Origin of the sequence: Rhodopirellula maiorica SM1, assembly GCF_000346295.1 — a bacterium.
Classification (GTDB): domain Bacteria; phylum Planctomycetota; class Planctomycetia; order Pirellulales; family Pirellulaceae; genus Novipirellula; species Novipirellula maiorica.
Genome location: NZ_ANOG01000863.1, coordinates 1 through 22,149, shown reverse-complemented (window position 1 = coordinate 22,149; position 22,149 = coordinate 1). Strand labels below are relative to the sequence as shown.

Genomic DNA, 22,149 nt, shown 5'->3' with positions numbered 1-22,149 from the left:
AGTTGTCGGCAAAAAGATGGATGGCAAAAAGATAAGAAAGATCAATGTAGCGAAAGTCGCCAAGACTTTTGTGGGATAGGCTTCCAGCCTGTCGTCGTACTGATAATGTCCGCGTGATGATCGCAGAGCGATCAACGACAATGTCTTAGCGGAGTCGTCGGGCGACATTGAGATCCTGGGGAATTGCTCTTTTCGACGCTCCGCTAATATGAACGCTACCTTATACTTACTTTGTGTCACGCGTTTTCACTTGAGTTGACTGCTGCAAGGAACTTACGATGCCTTTTCTTTATAAATTGGACTCGCCGTCAACTCGCACGCCGTCAACTCGTGCTCGGGCACTTGATCGTGAAACGACCACAGACGAGCGAACTGCCGTTGGATTGCTGCGGCTACGTGAGAAGCTTGCCGAACAGGTTCCTAAACGAACGATCAACGAAACGTTGCTATTGGCGACCTGGAACATTCGCGACTTTGACAACGCAAAGTATGGTTTTCGCAGCGATGAATCGATGTATTACATCGCAGAAATTCTTTCACATTTCGATCTGGTTGCGGTGCAAGAGGTTAATGCCGATTTAAAAGCACTCAATCGATTGACCGCGATTCTGGGAGACTGGTGGAAAGTCTTGATCACCGATGTCACCGCCGGGGCGGCAGGGAATCGAGAACGAAGTGCGATTATCTATGATTCACGCAAGGTGATCTTCGGTGGCTTGGCAGGCGAAATCGTGATCCCTGACAAGAAGTTGCCTGATCGCACGCTACAACCGCAGCGGCAACTCGCACGCACTCCCTTTCTATGTGGATTCGAATCGGGTTACCTGCGGTTTATGCTCTCTACCGTCCACATCTACTACGGCAAATCCGTCAGTGTCGATCCCACTCGGCTCGAAGAGATCGAAGTGTTGTCGCAATTTCTTGCCAAACATGTTACCGACAAGCACGCCTGGGCTCGTAATTTGGTGTTGCTCGGTGATTTCAATATCTTTTCGACCGACGATGAAACATTCAAAGCGATCGAAGAGGCCGGCTTTTTTATCCCGCCTCAATTTCGCGACGTCACCTCCAACGCTGCCGGCGGAAAACATTTCGATCAGATGGCCTTCATCAGCAAAGCGTATGACAGCGACGTCGTGCAGAATCGTGTGGGAACATCGAAGGCGGGCGTCTTCAATTTTTTCGAGCACGTGTACCGTGACGATGAAGCGCCGACCTATCGGCCTGAGATGGGGCCGAGCTATGAGAAAAAGTCCAGCGGCGAACTTCGCAGTGATCGAGAGAAGCATAACTACTACAAACAGTGGCGAACTCACCAAATTTCCGACCACTTCCCGCTGTGGCTGGAGCTAAAGATCGATTTCGGCGAAGAGTACCTACGCCGCATCGCCGGCACGGAAAGTTCCGTCGCCAGTAAAGAGTAGACCGCCCACGCCGATAACGTCGGATCTTTGGAATTACTCGTCGGACGAATGGGCAATCACATTGTCGATCATTTCTCGAATTTGATCCAATTGATCGAGTCCGAGCGTGCGTTTGGCCGAAATTTGCTCGGGCAATTGGTCTGCTTTGACGTCAACGACGACGGGAATCACCAAGCGATCCAACCCCGTCGCCAATCCCACTTCGTATTGCATCCAGTTTGATCCAAGCGAATTCGGGGTCACCAGCGTCACGATCGCATCTGATTTGCCGATTTCTTCTTTTAGCCGACGACGCTGTTCGGTTTCCTTAGCCGCATCCACATCGTCACTCGATGCATCGATTCCCATGTCCCGCAGTTTTTGAGAGACAAATCTCGCCAAATCACGAGATTCTTCGGTATGGCTTACATACACCCGTTTTTGTTTTGCGGGCGTTGGAGTCGTTTCTTTTGGGGTTTCGGGCATCAAACGCTCTCCGTATTTGCACCTATCGCATCGAAGTAGTCCGGCAATTCGTTGATTGAAATTGCTCGACGGTCCTGCAGTGGCTTCGGTCTGTCTTCTAGTTTAGCGTGCATCATGACAAGTGTAATCGGCAAATCGAGGGCATCGGCAATACCCGCTTCGTGTTTGACCCAGTCCGATTGGATCGAAGCGGGCGATAGCAGGACCAGCAGTTCGTCGGATTTCCGCAGCCCCACCTTGATTTCTTCGCTGATATTGCGACCTGCGTCGATGTCAAAGACGTCAACCCAAACGCTGCCGCCAGCTTGCTCGATCTTCTCACGAATTTGGTGACAGACCCATTTGTCTTGCCGCGAATGGCTGAGGAAAACGCGATGTTTTGTTGTGGTCGATTGACTGGTCATCTTACTGTTCTGCGGCCGTTCGATAGGTTCGATTTGCTGCTGCGATCGAGCGTGCGATTACGATCTTAACCTATTTGCCGTGCAATCGCTTTCGCATCTCTTTAAACCAATTGGGGATATCGGTCGGCGATGTTGCTCCGACGAGTTCTTCGGAACATGTGTCACTGGCAATATGTTCGCCGAGTGCTCGGTAGGATTCAAATTGTTCTTCATCGTAGGCGAGGTCCGCCGTTGATTGGTGAGGAAACTCCGGTTCACGCTCTCGATAACTTTCAATCGCCTTGCCTTCGTTGCCGCTGATTGAACTTTTTAGATACAGCAGCCATCCGGTTTTGCCATCACCGTAATCGATTTCACCCAGTGCGAAATGGTAATCAACTGTGGGCGATGCTGCTTTGCCCGTGGGTGGCGTTTCAGTGGGAATGCCGGCATCCGTCTCGGCTCGCGCGTCGGCAAATTTTAAACGTGACAGATCAATTTTGATGTCGATGCCAAAATCGATCTTGGCGTAGCGAATGACTTGCAAGAAACTGCCACAAGTGATCCCCGGATCACATTCGCCATCGACCAACACGATGTAGCGGCAGCGGCGTCGTAGCAGTTCGTAAATCCCCATGTTTTCGATATGTCCACCGTCGGACAAATTGACATACGGGTACGTATCACGCACATCGCCAATAAATTGCCGCAGCCAATACAGTGGTCCTGGGTTCCCGTCCCACATCCCTTTCTCGCGATTGGGCACGCGTAACCAATAGTCCAAGCGGACATTGAACAAGGCGGCCCAAAAATTGAACCGACTGTTGTTCACGCCCATAAATGGAGATGCTGCTGCACCCGAGATGGCTACGGCGGTGGCAAGATCCACGCTAGGGTCAGTTTCCTCAATATTCTCCGTCGCAAAGTAGCCTGTCGACTCGCTGCCACAGAAATGTTTGCTGAACATAAAGAAGTCCGCGGTGCGACCACGAAGGGCTTCACGATGACCTGCCGGCGCGTTGAGCGACGCGTTGATCAAGTGATAAGGGGCCTTCTCGGTAAGTTGACTCAGCTTCTGAGGCGAACTTGCGATCACATTACCGTGCGAGTCCAATTTCAAGTGATACGCACGCGCTAGACGATCGCGGTAGAACGGATGCAGCGAGCAAGCGTTGATGTTGAGCAGCCAATGAGTCACCGCAAACACCACCACGGCCAGCCCGAGTAGCCACCACCATCGATTCATCACGAGTTCGCGATCAACGCCAATGAACAAGAAGTGGCTCGCAATCAGCGTGGCGACCATCCAGACGAATATTAGTGGCAGAATCCCGACTGCGATCGTAGCGAGAACCGGCTTCCAGCGACTGGTTTTGCTTGTCATCGTGGAGAGCCGTGAAACGATCGGAATTGCGATGGCGGATAATACCGCAATGACCGATTCCCCGGGAAGCATGAATCCCGTCTGGCTGGTTTCTTTTAGCACATGGCTGAGTCTCGCCCCCAGCGGAAACGCCCACCACGCGAACATTGCCATTAGGAATAGGAATAAAAAACCGACCCAACGTAGCGCCGTCTCGGGCAGATCCGTTTCGCCTCGTTTCCGCCGATAGTGCTGCAGCACCGTAATCAAGACTAGGCACAGCGCGAACAGCGTGAGTATGGAAGCAACGAGAGATTGTTCCCACCACCAACCCATGTAGGGATGATCTCCTTCAAATGCGTTGGAGATTGCCTCCTGGTTGAGCAGGCAAATCAGCAGAGTGAATAGCAGCAAGGGAGGCAGGACAACAAAGAAGCTGGCCAGCCAACCGGCGAACGCCAGCACCGGGATCTCCAGTCGTTTCCAAAACCCGCCGGTCAAAAGTGCTTTACTGCTGGACCGCAGGTGCCGCATCGGAGCGGATTCTTGCGTGGCACTTCGGGCGAAAGGAAGATTGTTTTTTTCCAGCCCAATCGATGACGTTGGATCTGAGACGCTCGAGACGCTGGGAGCAGTCGAGTTTAAGAAACAGCTCAGAAACGAACCGGCATAGCCTCCACCCGAAACGGTGGACATGTAGTCAAAGTTGGCCAACATGGCATTGTTGGCGAGTCCTTGTAGTGCGCCGAGTGCAAACGTGGCCGACCGCAATCCGCCGCCCGAAAGAGCAAGTCCCGTCAGGTTGGTGACCTCCGCATGTTTGTCTAAGCCACGTCGCTCGCGGATCGCAGACAACTCCTTCTGGTGAACCGCAGCAGCAGTCGCGGAGTCGACGCTTGGCGAAAACAGAATTTCGCTAAACTCCCAAGCGGAATCTTGTTTGTCATCTTCGTGGTCCGGCGAGGCATCGTTGGTCGCCGGCAACTGGATCTGCTTTCCGAGGGCCAAGGCGAGAAACAGTTGTTCGTAGTAGCGGACCTTGCGTTGCAGTCGCTCAAGTTCTAGACGGAAGTCGTGGTTGTCATCTTCGCTCAGCTTGCCCTTTGAGAACGGCTTGTGCCATTTCGCAGTGAAAGGCCGTACATCGGTATTGAGAAACGTCCAAACGAGATCGGCAAACCGATGTGCCTCGGGGCCCGCCTCTTTACAAATCTCACGAGCGCACGCGAATAATCTGTAAACACTATCAAGAGCCGTCTTCTCATCGCCACGCAAATAGGGAAGCGGCCGAGTGACGATGCGGCTACGCAACTGGCTATAGAACTCCCAGGCCGCCCGCTTGTCGGCGTCGTTCGGCTGGAACTCCGCAGCACCCCAGTCATCGCCTAGTCGCACCGCCAATTCCTGAGCCGCGGCATTGTCAGTTTTCGCTACGACTGCATCGGAGTCCTGCTCGGGCGACTCCCCTAGAAGCCATTGTTTCCAAGTGATCATTTCACAGATCCGTTTTCAATGTGTATGCATCTGCGGCGTCAAAATCAAAGCTTGGGGGCAAGCATTAATTGCAGGGAAAATTTTACACGTTAGTCCTCTGAATGTTATGCTGTATCTGGTGCAATTGCCAGCAATTTGTAGTAATTGAGTCACATGGATAGGATGTCCAGTGTTGTACGCACATCTGCACGAAGTTCTCGCAGTAAACTGCTCTATTCTTAGCGAGTTTTGGATGTGCGTTTGAGCCAGAAGATTAGCTTTTCCTTTTTGTTGTAAGGTGTAAGCGTCTTGGGTTGGGTTTCCATTGGCACGCAGCATGGTTATGTCATCTGCATGCTAGAAAGATGAACAAGATGTCTGAAAGCGTTATCTTCTTTAGCCACAGTAAGAAAGATGAAGGCAAAGCCGTGGCGGTTTTGCAATACCTGCGAGACCGCGGCTACTCGAGCAACCGCCTGTTTTTAGATTCGGATCGCAAAAGTGGAATTGTTCCTGGGAAGCGATGGGAGCAATTCTTGTTCAGTAAGCTACAAGATACAGCATGTTTGCTCGTCTTCGGGACAGAGAATTGGTGTCGATCCCAATGGTGCCTGGCAGAAGCCTTTATTGCGAAGAACACTGACAGAATCATACTGCCACTCGATTTTGATGGCAGTGTCCAGTCATCACTCGTTAGTGAAATTCAGGCCATTCGGAATTTCGATTCCAATGATGTGGACTCTCTCGAATCTTTGTTATCGCAACTAAAGCAACTCGGATTATCGCCGCCACTTGAGGATGAGAATATCGATGGGTGGACTGTTAACGAAATGGACCAAGCTGCCTTTGAACGGGCGGCAAAACAATCTCGTGAGAGTCGGCCTTGGTATTGGAAGCAAACGCCACTTGCGGTCTTTGCTACGTTTTTGTTGGTTGGGGTGCTATTTCTTTCGCTAGTCGCGATACCAGCAACGCAAAAGCATTTCCATCGCCAGGAAAAACTTGCAGAGTACGCTGACTGTCCAAAAACTTCTTTAGGTGATACCGCGTCGATGCAAACGTCTGAGCTTAAAGAATGGATGCAAGAGGTAAGATCAGACCAGCGTCGTATATCGCTGCAAATAACCTTGACCGAGCGACAGTTCCAAAATGCCCGCGACGGAAAAACAGTAGACTCGCGAATCAATGGGTTCGACGCTAGGCTCTATTTCAAAACAGCGGATTGGTGGCCTAATGAGGAAACATACGAAAGTGGGAACACTTCGATTGTGACAGGAAAGGTGACGTCGGGCGACGTACATAGCGACCCAAATGATTCGGCTTTGGATTTGGGCGATTTGCAACTCAATCTTCACGGAGTTAAGACAATCACACTAAAAGAGTGTGTGGTTAATTCGAAATGCCAAGCCGAGCCTTAATGGCTCGGACATCGCCCTCAATTTTGTTCAAAGTGTCTTCAATACTGGAAGAACTGCGAACGTCTTGACCTTCTTCTTCTAGGTATGGAACCTGAACCGAATACGTTTGTTCGATTTGCTCGGTGTAGGGAACTTGAATCTGTACTTCTCTCTTTGAAATCGAACCGTCGCGGTTGACGATTTCCTCTTCTCTTGTTTCCAATCGATACTTCGTCACAGGAACGGTGCGCGTTCTATACTCAGTACGGTACTTGATGACGGGAACACTAGGCGTTGGTGTAGACGAGTTTATTTGTTCAACGGGGGCGTTATTGCAACATGGGACACTGTTGTGTCCGAGAACGCCCGTCGTTGCTGGTGCCAATGTGCCGTGGTAAACAATTGGCACATTGCACGGTGGACACACGACGGGGGTGGTTTGGCAGCAGTTGCGCCGGCCGAAACAACCTGCTTCGGCCTGCGTGGCTCCGAAGAATCCGGATGAAACCGCCGCGAGAAATGCCGCTTTGCGTATCAACATGTTGCGTCCTCTTTTGTCAAAAACAGCGAAAAACTCGATGTAAACTCTTGCATACCCACTAGAACTTAACGACCATCAGAGGGGGTGTCAACAAAATAACGCTGCGGGAAACTACGATGGATGTGAAGGCTGTTGTGGGATCGTTCCTTGTCTGTTTGAACGCGAGTTTCGCGTTCGCGCTTGAGCAAGGTGATTTGGTGGCAGCCCGTCGTGACGTCTCCATCGTTCAAAACGCCAAGAGCGTCGACCAAGCGGGCGCGGGGCAGGTACTGAAGGTGCTGGAGGTCAACGGCTCTAAAATCTTGGTCAGCCGTGGTCGCCCAGGCTGGCTGGCGATCGGAGATGTCGTCAAGCTCGATGCAGCGGAGGCATTTTTCAGTAAACCTTTTAAAACAGGTGCGAACGCGCGAGACTATTTGTCACGTGGTACTGTACGGATGTCGCTGGGTAAGCATGCCGAAGGGATCGCTGATCTGAAAAAGGCAGTGAAGATCGCCAATTCGCCAGGCGATTATCTGGAGCCGCTGGCCTACGCTCAAATCACCGCTCAGGATCAGCCGGCGGCTATCGTGACGTTTACTCGTGCGATCCAAGACGATCCGAAATCGGCTCCCGCGTGGATGGGCCGCGGACTGGCCTATTACCAAGTCGGGCAAAACCAAAATGCGATGGATGACTTTTCCAAGGCCATCGAGCTTGATCCGAAGCACGCGTTCCCACGCAAGTACATCGGCGCGTTGTTGCACGATCTTGGCAAGATCGATTCGGCTCGAAAGCAACTCGATCTGGCCGTCAAATTGGATCCCCACGACGGTTTCGCACGCAAGGCTCGGGGACGCGTTTTGTACGACCAAGCCGACTACGAATCCGCGCTCGACGAGTTTTCTATTGCCGTGACACTCGACGCGGGCGATGGCGAGGCGGTTGCCGGACGAGGCGTGGTGCGATTGGCCATCGGAAGCGAATTGGCCGCGGCGGAAACGGATTTCAAAACGGCGATCGAACTGGAGCAATATCCGGAGGAAAATGCGTATCTGTGGAACAATCTTGGGCAAGTGCAAACCGAACTCCGCAAATTTGATGACGCCGAGCGAAACCTGAATCGTGCGATTGAACTCGACCCAAAGATGAACGAGCCACGAAGCCATCGTGCCTATCTGTTAGCGACTCATTCGCCGGATACCGCCCGCATTGCAGCAGCAAAAGCAGACGTCCAGTCGGTATTTGCATCTCGCGAAACGCGAACCTACTGGGACTACCGAGCATTGGCCGCGGTGAACGCAGCGATGGACGACTACACTCGCGCCGCGAAACATCTGGCACTCGGCGAAGCGATCGTGCGAAGCACGGGGCCGGTGCGGTTCGTTGAACCGACCATTGTGCTTCGAAAATCCTACGAGCAAAGACTTACCCCCGTTCGCTAGCCCAGCGCCGCAGCAAATCGAGGAAACTTTGGGGCTTTGAGGTTGTTGATGTTTTTAACGGCCGTAGTCAACGTCTCATTAATCCGAGGAAGTGCTTGACATGATCACACCCAAGACAGCAAGACTAAGAGCCTCGGATTCCATTGACTTCGAGGTCGAACAACTTCCCGACGGTTGGATGATCGAGCCGCCTGCGATCGGGACTTGGGATGCCGAGAATCGTCGCTACACTGCCCCCGATCAGATTGCCGAGCAGAGTGAGGTCACCTTGATCGTGAAAGCGGCCGATGGCGCAGAAATCGATCGGGCTGCGATCACGCTGACGCCGCCCCCCCCCCGCGCTAAAGTTGACACCCGCGAGTGTCGAGCTGACTTTAAAACAGCAGCAGTTGTTTAGCAGCGACTCGGACGAGCCGTTGATTTGGGAGGAGCCTTTAGTGGGCAAGGTGACGCAAGAAGGAGTCTATACGGCACCCTCGTGGATTTGGCGTCCACGGACCGTCGTGCTTACCGCTCGCAGTCGCAACGAGCCGCAGCGTTTTGCCCACGCGACGATCACGCTGCTAGACACACCGCTGAAGCGATTGTCACTCGGTATCTACTTGTCCTTAATGGGGGCCGTCCTCATTGCGTCGATAATCCTCATGTGGGGACATCTCTATTCGCCCGCTGAAACGCCGCAAGTGATTGTCAGCCCTCCGATGGCGACCTTGAAACCAGAGGAAAAACTATCCTTTTCCGCATCCGTTGCCGGAACCGTCGACGACGACGTCACAGCATTTCGTTGGTCCAAAACGAAAAACGAGATAACCGACAACGGCTCCCTCGATGACGTGACGGGAGTTTATACGGCACCGGCTGAGTTTTCCAAAACGGAACACGTCGTTGTTACGGCAAAAAGTGTTGACGAATCAGGGAGCTCCGGCACCGCGGTTGTTATTATTTCGGATTCAAAACAACTTCAGGTTTTGCCTTCCGTGATCACCGCCAGAGCATCGCAGGTGATCCCGTTCGCCACCGCGACAGAAGTAGGCAGCAATAAATCGGAGGAAACGTCCGAATCCGATCTGAACTCATCATCCTCCAAAATCACTTGGGACATCGAACCGAAGGTAGGCAGGATATCCGAGCAGGGAGTGTATCAGGCTCCAGCTAAGATCGAGGAAACGCAAACGGTGACGGTGATTGCCCAAATTAAGGAAGACGATTCAATTCGCGCCGCTGCAAACGTTATCCTCATTGCCTCGGTCGAATCAGGTGCTTCGCATAAAAGAGACATTCTGATTTTCGTATTGCTGATGGGAGCCTTTGGCAGCTTGTTGCACTCGGTGGCCTCGTTCACTGCGTTCGTGGGGAACCGGCAATTTTCGCCCAGTTGGTGCTGGTGGTATCTGTTCCAGCCCTGTATCGGCGCTGGGCTTGCCCTGATCGTTTTCTTCGTCGTGGGACGCGGCCACATCGCTGGCGAATCGGTCGACAATCTGTTTGGCATTGCGATGATCGCCGCACTGGTTGGCTTGTTCTCAGACCAAGCGACATTGAAGTTAAAAGAGTTGGTTGAAACCATTCTGACGACCAAAAACGCAGATCGACGCACCGAGCGATTGCAGCCCGACGCGGCCAAGCCCGTCATCACCGAGATCACTCCGCCCACCATCAAGCATGGAATGACCCCACCGCCAACGCTTGAAATCAGCGGCACCCATTTCGTCACCGGTTGCAAGGTGAAGGTGAATGGCTCGCTGCGTGACCCCACCAGCGTCGCCAGCACGAAAGTGACAGTCGGGCTTACCACGGCTGATGTTGCGAAAGCCAGGAAGTTAAGTATCGTCGTGATCAATCCGAACAACGAATCGTCCGGCGAAGTCACCGTGGAAGTGACATAGGAAACGCATCGGAAACCACGTTGCGTTCATCCCGAAACGAACTGGCGGATAGTCGTTGATCGCTCCGCGATCAGAACGAGGAATCTGAGATTGATTCACGTCATTCATTGTATCCGCGTCGCGAATCATATTTGTGTCTCTCGGACGCAAGTGATAGTATACACGCAGACGGAAGGCTCCTCCGTTTTAACAAGGTGCTGCTAAATGTACTTATGTCCATTCGCCTTGTTCCGCAAAGCCATCGAAGTGACCACGCTCGTGAGAACCATCTTATGAAAAGCAAGTCAACGCTTCCGGTCATTTCACGTGAATACAAGGTGATGCTTGATCCACGTTTGTTCGACAACGCACGCGAGGGGCTTGAAGAGGTCAAGGCTGACTTGAAGCGACAAGCCAAGCGATTCGACGCGAAAGTGTCAGGGCGGTTCGACAAGTTCGATCAGCGGACGATTCGCTTTCTGGACACACCCGATTTTTCGTTTCGCAACAACCAATTGATATTGCGACATCGGCGACCGAAGGGATCGTCGTCAGACGGTGAATTCACGCTGAAGTGTCGTAGTGAAGACCGCTACTTGGCCGCCGCTGCTGACTTGCGTCCCGCGAAGAAGTTGAATGGCAAATTCAAGTTCGAAGAAGACATCGCGGCACCGTTTCGCAGTCGTTTTTCTCACTCGGTCACGATCGCCAGTCCCACCGACGGTTTACCCGAAACGGTGGCCAAAGCATCACGTCTGTTTCCGCTCCTGGGAAAACTTCCGCGCGACGGTGGGCGTTGCGAAGGAAAGACTCCGGTGTTGGGCGTCAATGACTTCGTGCCGCACGAGCAAGTCCGTAAGGGATTGAAGCTGACGCTCACGCCCGACGTTGACTGCTCGGTCGCGGTGATTCTTTGGTCCCACACGTCAAAGGGCCGCATCCTCTGTGCCGAATTCTCATTCCGCTACCGAGACAAGAAAGAGCAATATCCCGCCGCCGCAGCCCAAACCGCCTACGATCTGTTCGCCGCCATCCAAAAACTCGATTGGTGCCACCCCAACGGAGTCAGCAAAACCCAGTTCGCATATCAGGGTTAACGAAAACAGCGTCATGTCCTTTGCGACAGCGTACGTCCTTGTAAAAGACCAGGGGAATTCTGCTGCGGTTCGGCCACTTTACTTTTACGCTGGAATTCATAGATCATCGCCGTGCATTCGTAATCCGATGAAAACGGAAGTGAACCAAGTGGGGCAGGCAGGCGGTCCAGTCCACCTGTGACCCAAGCTTCCGCTTCCTTTGGACGTGACCTTCTTGTTGGATTGATTAAAGGCAAGACTGTGCCCAGCCTTGACTTGCGTTCGCCGCAAAGACCGCCAACAGATTCAGCATGCAGAACCGAAGCGATAAGCGAGAAGGAAGATTTGTCATAGAATCACTCCGATTTGATCGATGTTATCCAGTTGATTGATGTTACCCATCAGGAATTTAGCTTGCCCTAGTCGTGTTGGGCTAAACCGTCATTTTCTGAGGCGGCATCAGGCCACCAACGTCGCATGCGTTCCTCATTATCATCGAATTCCACTGTGCCGCGATTGCGAATCGCTTGTGATCAAATGACCTCACTTTCACGCAGTGGATCGACTTCGTCGTCGAGCGTGAGCTCTTTGTCGAGCGAGAGTTCTGTATTTGGCCGTGTGATGTTGTCGTTGAAATGACCGGGTAAGTCGTCGCTGTTTTCTGTGCCGTGAACGTATCCCAAGTCCCAGGGAGCTCGTTCTCTGTTCTTTGTTGCCAAGCGGTACGCGCCGTCAATGTCACGTTCTTCCACGGCTACGGTCCTCCAGTCGGGGCCAAAGTCTCTTTGCTCATCATCCTTGTTGTTTGGTTCGGTAATGACATTGGCCAGAAAAAATACCTTTGCCAGAGCCGTTGCATCGGGGCGTCCAACGACACAATTATCAACCATGTTGGTGATTCGTTCAAAACGGCTTGTACCGAGCACGGTCTTCGCACTGTACATGATCTCGAGTACCGTCGTCGCGAGCCGGCCTTGCAACAGTTTCGGATTCGACCACTCTTCGCCGCTCACTTTCAAATTCCATTCTGACGCCAACGTCAGCAGTCGTGCGGGGTCCGTGCCGCAATACCAGTCGTGCATGAACGCTGCGTACTCTACATCGCGGACTAAAACGTGCAGGTCCACCCCCTCCTCTTTGATGCAGGCCTGTTGATGGATTTCGAGAAGTTCCAACGCCAAATTCTTAGTTTCAATTGCTTGGCTGTAGACTTTCGGTGCTAAACGTGACTTCGCCAAGTCATCGATGACACTATCAACACAGGGGCTGAGCAAGACTCGGTTCGCCGCCATCGATGCTTGATACTCATCGGCTCTTTTGAACCACTTGGCTACATCGCTACTGGCGTGGCCAAGCTGCGGTCCAAGCTCTTGCTTTACCCATTCGGCGAGCGGTGGGCAGCGCCGCAGCAACATCTTGGCAAGTCTTGCCGTGCCCTTTTGAAGAACGGCGGAATCGGTGTCGTTTTTGAGTTCTGGCAACGATTTTCGAAACAGCTCAACGGCCCGTTCGAGGCCCGATTTGTCAGCGCCGTTGCTAACGATCTCTTCAAGAGCTTCAAAAAGTCCGCATTCTCGGCCATGTCGATCGGATAGGGCATCCTGACGAGCATCCCGGCGGGCTCTGGCAAGGTGTTCTAAGCGAATCTTATTTTGGCACGGATCGGCGGCGGTCTTGATCAGTTCCAGCAGATACAGTCGCAGGTGCGCGGGCGTTCTCAAATCGACAATTCCGCTTTCGATTGCCCAGTCGCGGTGCCGCTCGAGGAGTTCTTTTGCTTTTTCGATGTTAACGCCCGATTCACCTGGCACGCAGATGGACAGCAAAAAACCGCCCAACCAGCGATCTGTTGCGAGATCGACCGTCGCCGTCACATTGTCGCCATGATCATTCATTTTGCGGTAGCACCACTCGGCGATTCGAGCTTGCCGCGCATGGTGACGGAACAAACGTCCAGCCGTTCTCCAAGCGACGGATACTGGGTCTGCAAATTCTTGCTGTTCATCTGACGTGTAGGGTTTCAAACCGATGATTCGTTCGATATGGAAAAACGCTTCCACGGCAAGCTCGTCGGAACGCTGTTTATCGACGAATTCGGTACGAAGCGATTCATGGGTAAGTAGCGAGGCAAGTCTCGCCGAAGCCGCCGCCAACAACCATCGGCTGCCTGCTTCACCTTGGGCTGCTTCGGCATGTCGCAGCGCATCGAACAATCGGTCACGCACGAGTCGGTTAGAGAGTCTGCATGCCGAACAAGAGTGAAGTTCATCTTCGGTGCGTGTTCGACATTGCTCGACGATCGCTTCATGGCACTGAGCCAATTCGAGATGCACATGACCGCTAACGGCGTGGTAGACACGCAGGTGATGGCGGACGAGATTAGGGCCAGGAATGCCTCGCGTGCACGGGCCGGTAATACCGTCGGGCCATCGGTCCGGTTCGTTCTTCTGCAGACAAGTCTTCAGCTCGGCCAAACGGTCCAAGGCGCGGTCGAGATAGTTGATGGCTCCCCATGGTTGTCCGTCCGCGACTTTGTGCGGTTTGCCACACAGTCGCCTCGTCTGTCCCATGCGGTAGTAGCAGTTCGCGAGAATAATCAGATCCTCGTGTTCCCGTGTCGGGTCCTCGCGTTCGGCAATCAATTGGGTGTACAGCCGAATGGCGATGCGGTAATGTCGCGTCGATTCTCCGTACGCCAGACTACGTTCGGCCAATTGTGCGGCGCCGCGGTGTGCATCGGCCGCATTGCGTGGTCGTCCGGCCAAACTCCAGTGTTCGGCCGCTAGATTTGCGCGATAATACTGGTCACCGTAGTCCTCCAAATCGAATACTTCGATCGGATTGTCTAAATAGCGAGCCAAGCGTTCATGAACAACGCGAGCGTCTCGAGAGCTGAATTGATTTTTCAGGTGTCCAATCAAGTCCGCTTGTGCGAACGAGACCAACCATTCTCCCGAATCGCTCTCGCTACAGCTGAGCACGGATCGATCTGGATCGATCGTCTTCAAATCCTCCCACACGGTACGAGCCTCCTGTAACCAGGCATCGCGTTCACGCGTACTGAGAGGCTCGTCGATGCTGCTGTCGGGAGCGGGCGGTTTGATCGCCGCGTAGGCTGCGTGAAATGAGAACGTTCGTCCCATCAATGCCCCGGCTTCGACGAAACGTCGGTAGATGACCGGGACATGCTCTTCGATCATATGATCCAACAACCGGTCTTCGCTGAGCAAAGCCTCGGTCGCCACCGGTTTCTTTCCATCATCCACGGCAATCCACTGGACCTTTTCGGACGGGGGCTGCTTCGTCGACTTTCGCTTGGACCGCGTCCGAGGCGGTTCTTTGACCAAACCATTGTCAACGAGGTACCAGAGCTTTGCGAGAGCACGAAACGGATTCGATTCGGCCTCGATCAATTTTGCGACGGAGGGATCCAAGTCAATTTTGTGTGCGTTGAGCCAGGGTTGAATGTGGTCGCCCCAGGCTGTCTTTTCGTGGATGTCGATTTTCGTCGTTAGATCATCGGTTAGCCATTTTTTTGTCTCCGTTCTGGCGTTCACCCCCGATTCATAGGCCGCAATGATGAATTGAACTTGATGACCATCCTGATCGATTGAATTTCGAAGCAAGTCATCGACCAACTCACCCGAGATGCTGTCGACGCTGTCAAAGTGATCAACGACAAGGATCAGCTTTTTGTCGCCTAGCAACGACTCTTCTCCTTTTTTGCCACGCAGATAACGTATCAAGGTCTCAAGCACGGCTCGCGACTGGTGCCTCAATCGTGTGGGCGGAAATGGTGCCCAACGATCTGTCGATCGGCGGACGGCTTCTAAAATCATCTGGTCGTGCTCTGTGCCCCCAAGCGGGATCAACGTGCTCGGTTTGACCACCTTGCGGCTTAACAAATCAGGCCCCGCCTCGAGAACCGATTTGACCAAGGCGACGCCGGCTTTATTTATGCAGTAGGGCGAATTGAGATCCTCGAACACTTCACCGAGCGTTTTGATCCAACCGGAAACTACAGCGTGCGTGTGTCGCATTCCGCCGCCGTGCTGAAGCCCATAACTCGCGACCAGATGCCCTTGTTCCAATTGGTCGTCGACAAGACGTTGGACAAGCGCATTGCGACCTGATCCAGATGAGCCGACAATAAGTAGCGATCGACCGTCGGCAATTTCTTTCGCTGCACGCTGCAGTGCGACTTTGGGAACCATCTGATCACGACATGACGCCAGCGTCCCTGCGTGTTCCGTGCGAAAGGCGCCGAGTTGCCCCAGTGCTTTCGCGATCCGATGAAGATCAAAGCCAGCCAACTCGGGCCCCACAACGACCGCTTGCCGCCGAAACGCTTCTGGCATGCAGGCGAGTTTGGGACGCAACACTTCGGATTCGCCAACCAGTACGGGCAGTATCGGTTTCGCGCCGTCCACCGCAGTCGCCAGTTCTTGACGGACCCAATCGACGGCCTTTTCATCCGACGAAATGTGCCAGCCTGGACCAATCAAGGCAATGATCACGCGAGCTTCTTGCATCGCGTCGGTCAGTTCCTTCGCCCAATTGCGACCCGAGGTGACTCCCGTTTCGTCTCGAAAAACGCGGCTCCCCCATCGGCTACGCAACCGGTTCTCCAACTTGCGTGCTAAAACGCGGTCCGCGCCTCGGTAGGAGATAAAGATATCGGCAGACATTAGGTTGCCCTCGCACCCTTCGTATAGGACCTGAGATGACTCATTGCATCCGCCCCCTTATCAGCGAGTTCCCGTAGGAAATCCGCGCAACAAACTTGTCAAGTCAAACGAGTCGACTTGTTTCGCTGTTCGTCTACGACCTGAGGTTGTCGATGGACGCTTCAGCATATGAAAAGCGACTGTTTTTGTGTCGTCTTCGTAACAGCTTCCCCGGGATGGCAACCGACGTCCCATTCATTCGCGACTTTCTTGTCGTGACCAAAGAAATGAATCAGTGTCATTCTTTCGTTGGGTCACGATCAATCTGTTTATGTTTGCAGTACCTTGCAGTCTGACGCATTTGCTTGCAGCATTCAAGCTTTTTATTTGGTTTCCGAACATGAATGAATGTCCATTGCTGTATGACGTAAATTACTTGTCCCCAAAATGAACCTGCCAGCGATGACGCTGAATGATTGCCTTATCGATTGACCGACTCGCTCGATCAAAACCCTCCGATCGCTGGAATGAAGTTATCAAGTGTCTCCATCGTCTGACTATTCCCGGTTGCTGTAAAATGGTGAAATGGTACAGCGAATTAAAAACATCCAAGTGACGGAGCATCCGATGCCTTATCAACCCCCTTTGCATATTCATCTGCTGTTTCACCCTGCTTCGGCAGATGGTCGGAAGATTGCGGAGTCGCTTGTGCCAAAGTTCTTGTCGGCTCCGGCGGTACGAGGGTTGCGGGTGCCGATTTTCCTGACTCCCGATCGTGAAGATGATCTGCCTCCGAGGCTGCAGTCTGATCCGGCGATCCCCAATGACCCTGATTGGTTGGACCTGAATGCGGCCGAGCATTCGGTGGTGGTCGTGATCGCCGATGCGAGAATGAATCGGCGAGTGGGCGGCGGCACCGGAGCCCAGTGGGCCGAATTTGCAAGAGAGTTAGTTGGCAGTCACGATCCGCAGCGGCATTCGATCATGCTGGTGTCGTTGGACGACCAGGGTGTCCAGTTGGACGAGTCGCTATCGACGCTCAATTTCCTGACGTTCCCGCAAGACCAAGATCTAGCTGCTCAAGCCGAAGAGCTGACATTCCAGCTAGCAGTGCGGGCATTGATTTTGTTGCGGCATCCAGGGCAAGCGACAGATGCTTCCATCTCAGATGCCCCTGCACCGGTTAGTTTTTTCCTTAGCCACGCAAAGGCCGACCTGGACGCAGAGCGAAAGGGGCCCGTCCATCGCGTGCTCGAAGAAGTGTCGACGATGCGGATCGATCAATGGTATGACGCTCGCAAAATCGAGCTGACCGAAGAGTTTACCACCGCGATTAAGGACGGAATCCGCCGCGCCGACCTTGTTATCGTTTTCCTTACGGATTCATGGGCGAAATCGTCTTGGTGCCGCATGGAAGCCGCTTATGCCAAAGAAGTCGCCACACCGATCCTGGTCGTGGATGCGCTGAAAGATGGCGAGCCAAGAAGTTTTCCCTATGGCGGGAACGTCAAGGTTGTTCGTTGGCCGATCCCCGACGAGGCGACGCTACGTCGGTGCTTGGGAGTCGATGTCGATCAACAAGCGATAGACGAGCGGCTGCAAAAATTTCGTCCGATCGCGGCCCGAATGCTGCTGAGTGCCAGTATCCTCGAAACGCTGACGCGAGCCCATTACACCCGTTTGATGCACGGACAAGCTCACGACGATGACGTGCCACTGGATGTCTCGCCCGAAGCGGTGCACTTGGCGATGCACCCAAACCGTTCGACGTTTCTGTATCCCGATCCACCGCTGACAGGTGAGGAATACAATGTGTTGAGTGGTCTTCGACCGGACGCCAAATTCGAGACGCCGCTAATGCGAATGTCGCGAACGCTCTCAACCAACGAACCGCTGACAATCGCCGTCTCGCTATCTGATAGCGAAGTCCTGGCCCGACATGGTTTAACGCCATTGCATTTGCGGACGATGACCGACGAAATTCATCTGTATCTATTGGTCGCGGGTTTGCGGATCGCCTACGGAGGAAAGCTGGAGCCAGAGAAGCTCGACGATCCCGACAACTTCACGCTGCGATTGTTTAGTCTGGTCACCGGTTATCGCAATCTGGCAAAAACATTTGATGCCGATCTCAAGCCGATTCTCAACGTGGCACCTTGGCCACTATGGAAAAACTACGACGATGATGTCCTGAATCGATTTGGCACGATTGCGGGATTGGAGAAGGTTCCTTGCCCTGAGCTGGGTTTATCGGAATCGGAGCTCAAGCCACTGCCGAACGGATTTGTCGTTCCTGATACGATCCCGCATCAATATGCCTGGGGGCCGGCGATGACGGCGATGCGAGAAAAAATGACAGAGGATTCGTGCGCCCGAGTGGTCATGGGTGGGAAGATCGAAGGTTACAAGGGCCGCTACGCGGGATTGATCGAGGAGCCGCTGCTATCGTTGCGTGCTGGCAAGCCGCTTTTCGTGGTCGGTGCTCTCGGAGGTTGTGCGAGACTCGTCATCGATTTGCTCGAACAACGTGATCGATCGGAGATGACGACCGAGGAAGCACGAGCAAACGTACAGAATTACGACGCACTGTCGGAGATCTACCGAGGCCACAATCAGGAGTTCAAGACTCGCGAGGAGCTTGCCGAGGAGTTCAAGTCGTACGGGAGAGGCGGCCCGATGCAAGCACTCAAAAATGGGTTGGACGACGCGTCGAACCGCGAATTGTTCTACTGTACCGATCCACGTCGAATCGCGGAATTGATTTTGATGGGGGTGTCGAATTTGAGCTCGTCGGGCGGGTGATGGAACGTCACCGCCATGACGCAAGCTGTTCGACCCCGTTGGGGTCGGCAGTGTGCGGCGGTACCACGGACCCAGGGTGCGCTTCGCGACCCTGGGCTTTGTTGTTGAACGCCTTCGGCGTCGGTGGGTAAATTCGGTGATCCTTTATCGACCGCAACGCGTTCAGACAACACATCTCCTAATGTCGCGCAGCGCAACCTCCGGAACTCTCATAGGGAGGGTGAATTCTTTTACTCCCAACTCCCAACTCCCAACTCCCAACTCCCAACTCCCAACTCCCAACTCCCAACTCCCAACTCCTCACTCCCAACTCCTCACTACCAACTCCTCACTCCACCTCTCGCCCGCCCGCCTCCATGCCGGAACTCCGCTATCGCTGCGTTCCGGCCTACTGGGGCGCGAGGGGCATGCCGTGGCCGTAATCGGCGGGGTCGAGCTCGGACGACATCAAACACAACTCTTTCAGGCGAAGATACAATGACTCGCCTCCGAGACCGGGGTCTTGTTCTATTAGTAGTGCAGCGATGCCTGAAACATGCGGCGTCGCCATGCTGGTGCCATTACGAGTGTGATATTGGTCGGATGTGATGTCGCTGGAAAACACATCGACGCCGGGGGCGACAAAATCGACTTCGCCGTGTCGGCAAAATGTACGATTCGAAAAATCGGCGACACGGCCGGATTCACGTATCGCTCCGACGCCGACGATCGACGGCGTGTTGGCAGGAGCGGAAACCCGTCGCTGGATCCCGGCCGAACGTCGGGATCGATTCCCGGCCGCTGCGATCACCAACGCATTCTGCTGGATCGCCCGCAGTCCCGCAGCCTCATACGCATTCGAATATCCTGTGCTGCAACTGTCCACACCTCGCTCGATCGATACCGAGATCACACGGCATCCTTGGTTGATTGCCCATTCGATGCCGGCGATCACATTGGCCTCCATCCCGCGACCGTTCCGATCGAGCACCTTGGCCACGTACAACTCCGCTTTTCGAGCGATCCCGTAGCGAACGGTGGTCGTTTCTTGTCCACACAGCGTTCCGGCGCAGTGGGTTCCATGACCGTGGTCGTCTTGCGCCGATCGCCCGACGTAGCTGACGGTTTTCGCAACGCGGTCTGCGAATCCCGGATGTCGCAAATCGAGTCCGGAATCGATCACTGCGACACGAACGCCTTTTCCTGACAGCGGACACTGGTCGATGCGTGTTCGCTGCAGTCCCCAGGTGGACGAGTGTTCCGAGGATCGATATTGCTGTGTTTTGCTCTGCCAATCGAGTGGAAGTTTTTGTTCAGGTAATAAAGCCAGATCACGATCGTCCGACTCAGGTTCATAAATCAGCTTTTCGTCCTGCAACGACTGGTCGATGATTTGGTCCAATCCGTCACGGTAACCTCGCAGGTAGTCTGCGGACACCGCCGATCGTGACCGCCCAGCGTGTTGGCAAAAATATTCAGGCTCGACTACAAAGTCGGCTTGTTTTCGTTTGGATTGCCCACGTGACGTCGACGCGAGTGCCTCGGTTTGCGTCGGATCAACGTTCAGAACAACGATTCCAAGCGATTGCAGCACCATCGCTTCGGCATCCTCAGGCATTTGGAAGACGCCTCCGTCACGTGAGCTGACAAACCGCCGAACCCCCACTTGGTCCTGCAATTCTCGCAGCATTCGCTTGGTTGCGTCAGGCGTGGCATCGAGGGTCGTGGCTAGAAAACGTCCCGTGGTCGCCGGTTCACTGGGTTCGCTGCCGATGAAGTGCTCGCTGCGGACAAATAGACTCTGCGGATGACGGCGATCCAAGAAGTTCTGATGCGGCTGTGGAGCGGCAACTCGTTTTTGCTCGCGTTGCTTGCTTTTGCTTTGTCTTTGGATTTCGGCTTGGACGCCGGTTTCGATTTGGACTTGGAGCTCGATTTTTTCTTTTCTTTCGCCATCTCGGTTTCCTTCGGTTGTTCAGCAGGCAATCCCAGGCGGCTTTGGTGTCCGGTGTGCAAACCCGCAAACTTTACCTAACCAGTACGACACGATGGGGGTTGGGTTCTAGTTCCTCTAGTATCGTTGTTCAACGAACGATCGCAAGCAAGATTCCCGATTTGACGATCATGCGGGTTAATCCGAGTGGGACAGGCCCGACAACCCGCGTTCTTTTGCCCAAACGATTTCACGCGACGTTTCGCGTCGGGAGTGCTTTGATGTTATGTAACGATTTCATGCGAGTTTTCACCACTTCGGTTTCTGCCGTGTTGTGCATCTCGATGAGCGGCTGTGGCTATATGCAATACAAGCACCAAAAGCCGCATATCACTGCTCGTCCCGCTTCGCCGGCGAATCGATGTGAAGCTCCAGGGATCCCGTTCTACCTGCCCAAGCCGTTGTTGGTGGTGTCCAAGAATTTTTACCACGTCGAAGACGCCAAGGTTGGATTGACCGGATCGGCTCCGATTCCAACCAGTTTCGACGACCAAGCCAACTACGCCAAACTCGATCTGACTGGCAACTTTAGCCGATCAGGCAGCAGTTCGATGGATGCAAGTGGTGCGACGGCTAGCGATACAGATGGGGCACAGTTTGATGGGGTGGCGCACAATCCGACGCTTCACTCGGACGAGATCCCCAGCGGTCCGGAGTCCAAAGAGCTGGTCAACGATGGATTGGGGCCCAACATGTTCTTTACCTATGAAATCGTGTTTGTCCCCGATTTGACTCAGAAATATACGCTCGAGATCAACGGGGGCCCCGGAGAGATTCGGGCGGCAATGAACTTGGTCAACGGCTGGCAATTCACTGGGCTTGGGCCGTACTACATGAAGGACAGCTCCACCGCACAGAACATCATGGCGCAAGGGGCTGCGATGAACCTGGGCTTGGGCGGAGCCAGTGACGTGATCAACAGCGTCGCCAATTTGAAGAGCTTGGCGGGAACCGGCGGCCCCGTCGGCGCGAGCGATGTTGCCGCACTTGCCGCAGCGATGGATCGTGCCCAAGACGAAGAAGTGTTTGACGTTTCACAGTTCCCGATGGACCAATGGGGAACCAAGACAGTCTTTCACCCCGACGGCAGCACGGAGATCGTGAAGGTTCCACCGAAGATCGAGAACTATGCCGAAATTTCGGTCTACGAAGCGAGTTTGGAGGGCGGCCGAATGGTGTGGACTCCGATTGCCGAGAAACAATACGACCGCGAATTCCTTGGCATCATGCGTAAGCAGAAATCGTCCGCTAATCCGCAAGCCTCGTTTGTGCCCGGTGGCGGCAGTGGTCCAAGTTT

Annotated in this window: 14 protein-coding genes; 8 read left to right on the top strand and 6 right to left on the bottom strand. The window is 53.8% G+C overall.

Features of this window, described 5'->3' with window-relative positions; all coding sequences use genetic code 11:
* The first annotated feature begins 278 nt into the window (after window positions 1-278).
* Window positions 279-1,424, top strand: coding sequence for an endonuclease/exonuclease/phosphatase family protein (locus tag RMSM_RS27630; RefSeq protein ID WP_008704842.1), 1,146 nt, complete (start codon window positions 279-281; stop codon window positions 1,422-1,424).
* A gap of 33 nt (window positions 1,425-1,457) precedes the next feature.
* Here the strand turns inward: RMSM_RS27630 and RMSM_RS27625 are convergent, their stop codons facing one another.
* From RMSM_RS27625 to RMSM_RS27615, 3 genes are all read right to left on the bottom strand, one after another.
* Window positions 1,458-1,889 (bottom strand): toll/interleukin-1 receptor domain-containing protein, encoded by a 432-nt coding sequence (locus RMSM_RS27625; protein ID WP_008704841.1) that lies wholly within the window; start codon window positions 1,887-1,889, stop codon window positions 1,458-1,460.
* A complete protein-coding gene (locus RMSM_RS27620) occupies window positions 1,889-2,293 on the bottom strand; it encodes a toll/interleukin-1 receptor domain-containing protein (RefSeq protein ID WP_008704839.1) in 405 nt (134 codons plus the stop codon). The genes RMSM_RS27625 and RMSM_RS27620 overlap by 1 nt, the downstream gene beginning before the upstream one ends.
* A gap of 70 nt (window positions 2,294-2,363) precedes the next feature.
* Complete coding sequence (locus tag RMSM_RS27615; RefSeq protein WP_008704837.1) at window positions 2,364-5,129, bottom strand: patatin-like phospholipase family protein; 2,766 nt, start codon at window positions 5,127-5,129, stop codon at window positions 2,364-2,366.
* A gap of 344 nt (window positions 5,130-5,473) precedes the next feature.
* Between RMSM_RS27615 and RMSM_RS27610 the strand changes: the two genes are divergently transcribed.
* Complete coding sequence (locus RMSM_RS27610) at window positions 5,474-6,526, top strand: toll/interleukin-1 receptor domain-containing protein (RefSeq protein ID WP_008704835.1); 1,053 nt, start codon at window positions 5,474-5,476, stop codon at window positions 6,524-6,526.
* On the opposite strand, the gene RMSM_RS43035 is transcribed toward RMSM_RS27610, so the two are convergent.
* A complete protein-coding gene (locus tag RMSM_RS43035) occupies window positions 6,498-6,743 on the bottom strand; it encodes a hypothetical protein (protein WP_008704832.1) in 246 nt (81 codons plus the stop codon). The genes RMSM_RS27610 and RMSM_RS43035 overlap by 29 nt on opposite strands.
* Before the next feature lie 419 nt (window positions 6,744-7,162).
* On the opposite strand from RMSM_RS43035, the gene RMSM_RS27605 reads away from it, so the two are divergent.
* The 4 genes from RMSM_RS27605 (at window position 7,163) to RMSM_RS27590 (ending at window position 11,432) form a co-directional block, all read left to right on the top strand.
* Complete coding sequence (locus tag RMSM_RS27605; RefSeq protein ID WP_040769648.1) at window positions 7,163-8,470, top strand: tetratricopeptide repeat protein; 1,308 nt, start codon at window positions 7,163-7,165, stop codon at window positions 8,468-8,470.
* A 100-nt stretch (window positions 8,471-8,570) separates the two neighbouring features.
* Entirely contained in the window at window positions 8,571-8,867 is a 297-nt protein-coding gene (locus RMSM_RS27600; RefSeq protein ID WP_008704828.1) for a hypothetical protein, read from the top strand.
* 40 nt (window positions 8,868-8,907) lie between these two features.
* Window positions 8,908-10,356, top strand: coding sequence for a hypothetical protein (locus RMSM_RS37425; protein WP_008704826.1), 1,449 nt, complete (start codon window positions 8,908-8,910; stop codon window positions 10,354-10,356).
* Between the two features lie 272 nt (window positions 10,357-10,628).
* Complete coding sequence (locus RMSM_RS27590; protein WP_008704823.1) at window positions 10,629-11,432, top strand: CYTH domain-containing protein; 804 nt, start codon at window positions 10,629-10,631, stop codon at window positions 11,430-11,432.
* Between the two features lie 512 nt (window positions 11,433-11,944).
* Here the strand turns inward: RMSM_RS27590 and RMSM_RS27585 are convergent.
* Complete coding sequence (locus RMSM_RS27585) at window positions 11,945-16,099, bottom strand: TIR domain-containing protein (protein ID WP_008704821.1); 4,155 nt, start codon at window positions 16,097-16,099, stop codon at window positions 11,945-11,947.
* Window positions 16,100-16,705: 606 nt separating this feature from the next.
* Between RMSM_RS27585 and RMSM_RS27580 the strand changes: the two genes are divergently transcribed.
* Window positions 16,706-18,880, top strand: coding sequence for a TIR domain-containing protein (locus RMSM_RS27580; RefSeq protein WP_160168391.1), 2,175 nt, complete (start codon window positions 16,706-16,708; stop codon window positions 18,878-18,880).
* A gap of 388 nt (window positions 18,881-19,268) precedes the next feature.
* Here the strand turns inward: RMSM_RS27580 and RMSM_RS37420 are convergent, their stop codons facing one another.
* Window positions 19,269-20,681 (bottom strand): S8 family serine peptidase, encoded by a 1,413-nt coding sequence (locus RMSM_RS37420; protein WP_008704814.1) that lies wholly within the window; start codon window positions 20,679-20,681, stop codon window positions 19,269-19,271.
* 392 nt (window positions 20,682-21,073) lie between these two features.
* Here RMSM_RS37420 and RMSM_RS27565 point away from each other — a divergent pair.
* Window positions 21,074-22,149 (top strand): hypothetical protein (locus RMSM_RS27565; protein WP_144058010.1); only part of this gene is annotated, 1,076 nt, incomplete at its 3' end.

Coding starts and splice junctions, on each gene's coding strand:
- RMSM_RS27630 (WP_008704842.1), top strand. CDS start 279: ATGCCTTTTCTTTATAAATTGGACTCGCCGTCAACTCGCACGCCGTCA.
- RMSM_RS27625 (WP_008704841.1), bottom strand. CDS start 1,889: ATGCCCGAAACCCCAAAAGAAACGACTCCAACGCCCGCAAAACAAAAA.
- RMSM_RS27620 (WP_008704839.1), bottom strand. CDS start 2,293: ATGACCAGTCAATCGACCACAACAAAACATCGCGTTTTCCTCAGCCAT.
- RMSM_RS27615 (WP_008704837.1), bottom strand. CDS start 5,129: ATGATCACTTGGAAACAATGGCTTCTAGGGGAGTCGCCCGAGCAGGAC.
- RMSM_RS27610 (WP_008704835.1), top strand. CDS start 5,474: ATGAACAAGATGTCTGAAAGCGTTATCTTCTTTAGCCACAGTAAGAAA.
- RMSM_RS27605 (WP_040769648.1), top strand. CDS start 7,163: ATGGATGTGAAGGCTGTTGTGGGATCGTTCCTTGTCTGTTTGAACGCG.
- RMSM_RS27600 (WP_008704828.1), top strand. CDS start 8,571: ATGATCACACCCAAGACAGCAAGACTAAGAGCCTCGGATTCCATTGAC.
- RMSM_RS27590 (WP_008704823.1), top strand. CDS start 10,629: ATGAAAAGCAAGTCAACGCTTCCGGTCATTTCACGTGAATACAAGGTG.
- RMSM_RS27585 (WP_008704821.1), bottom strand. CDS start 16,099: ATGTCTGCCGATATCTTTATCTCCTACCGAGGCGCGGACCGCGTTTTA.
- RMSM_RS27580 (WP_160168391.1), top strand. CDS start 16,706: ATGCCTTATCAACCCCCTTTGCATATTCATCTGCTGTTTCACCCTGCT.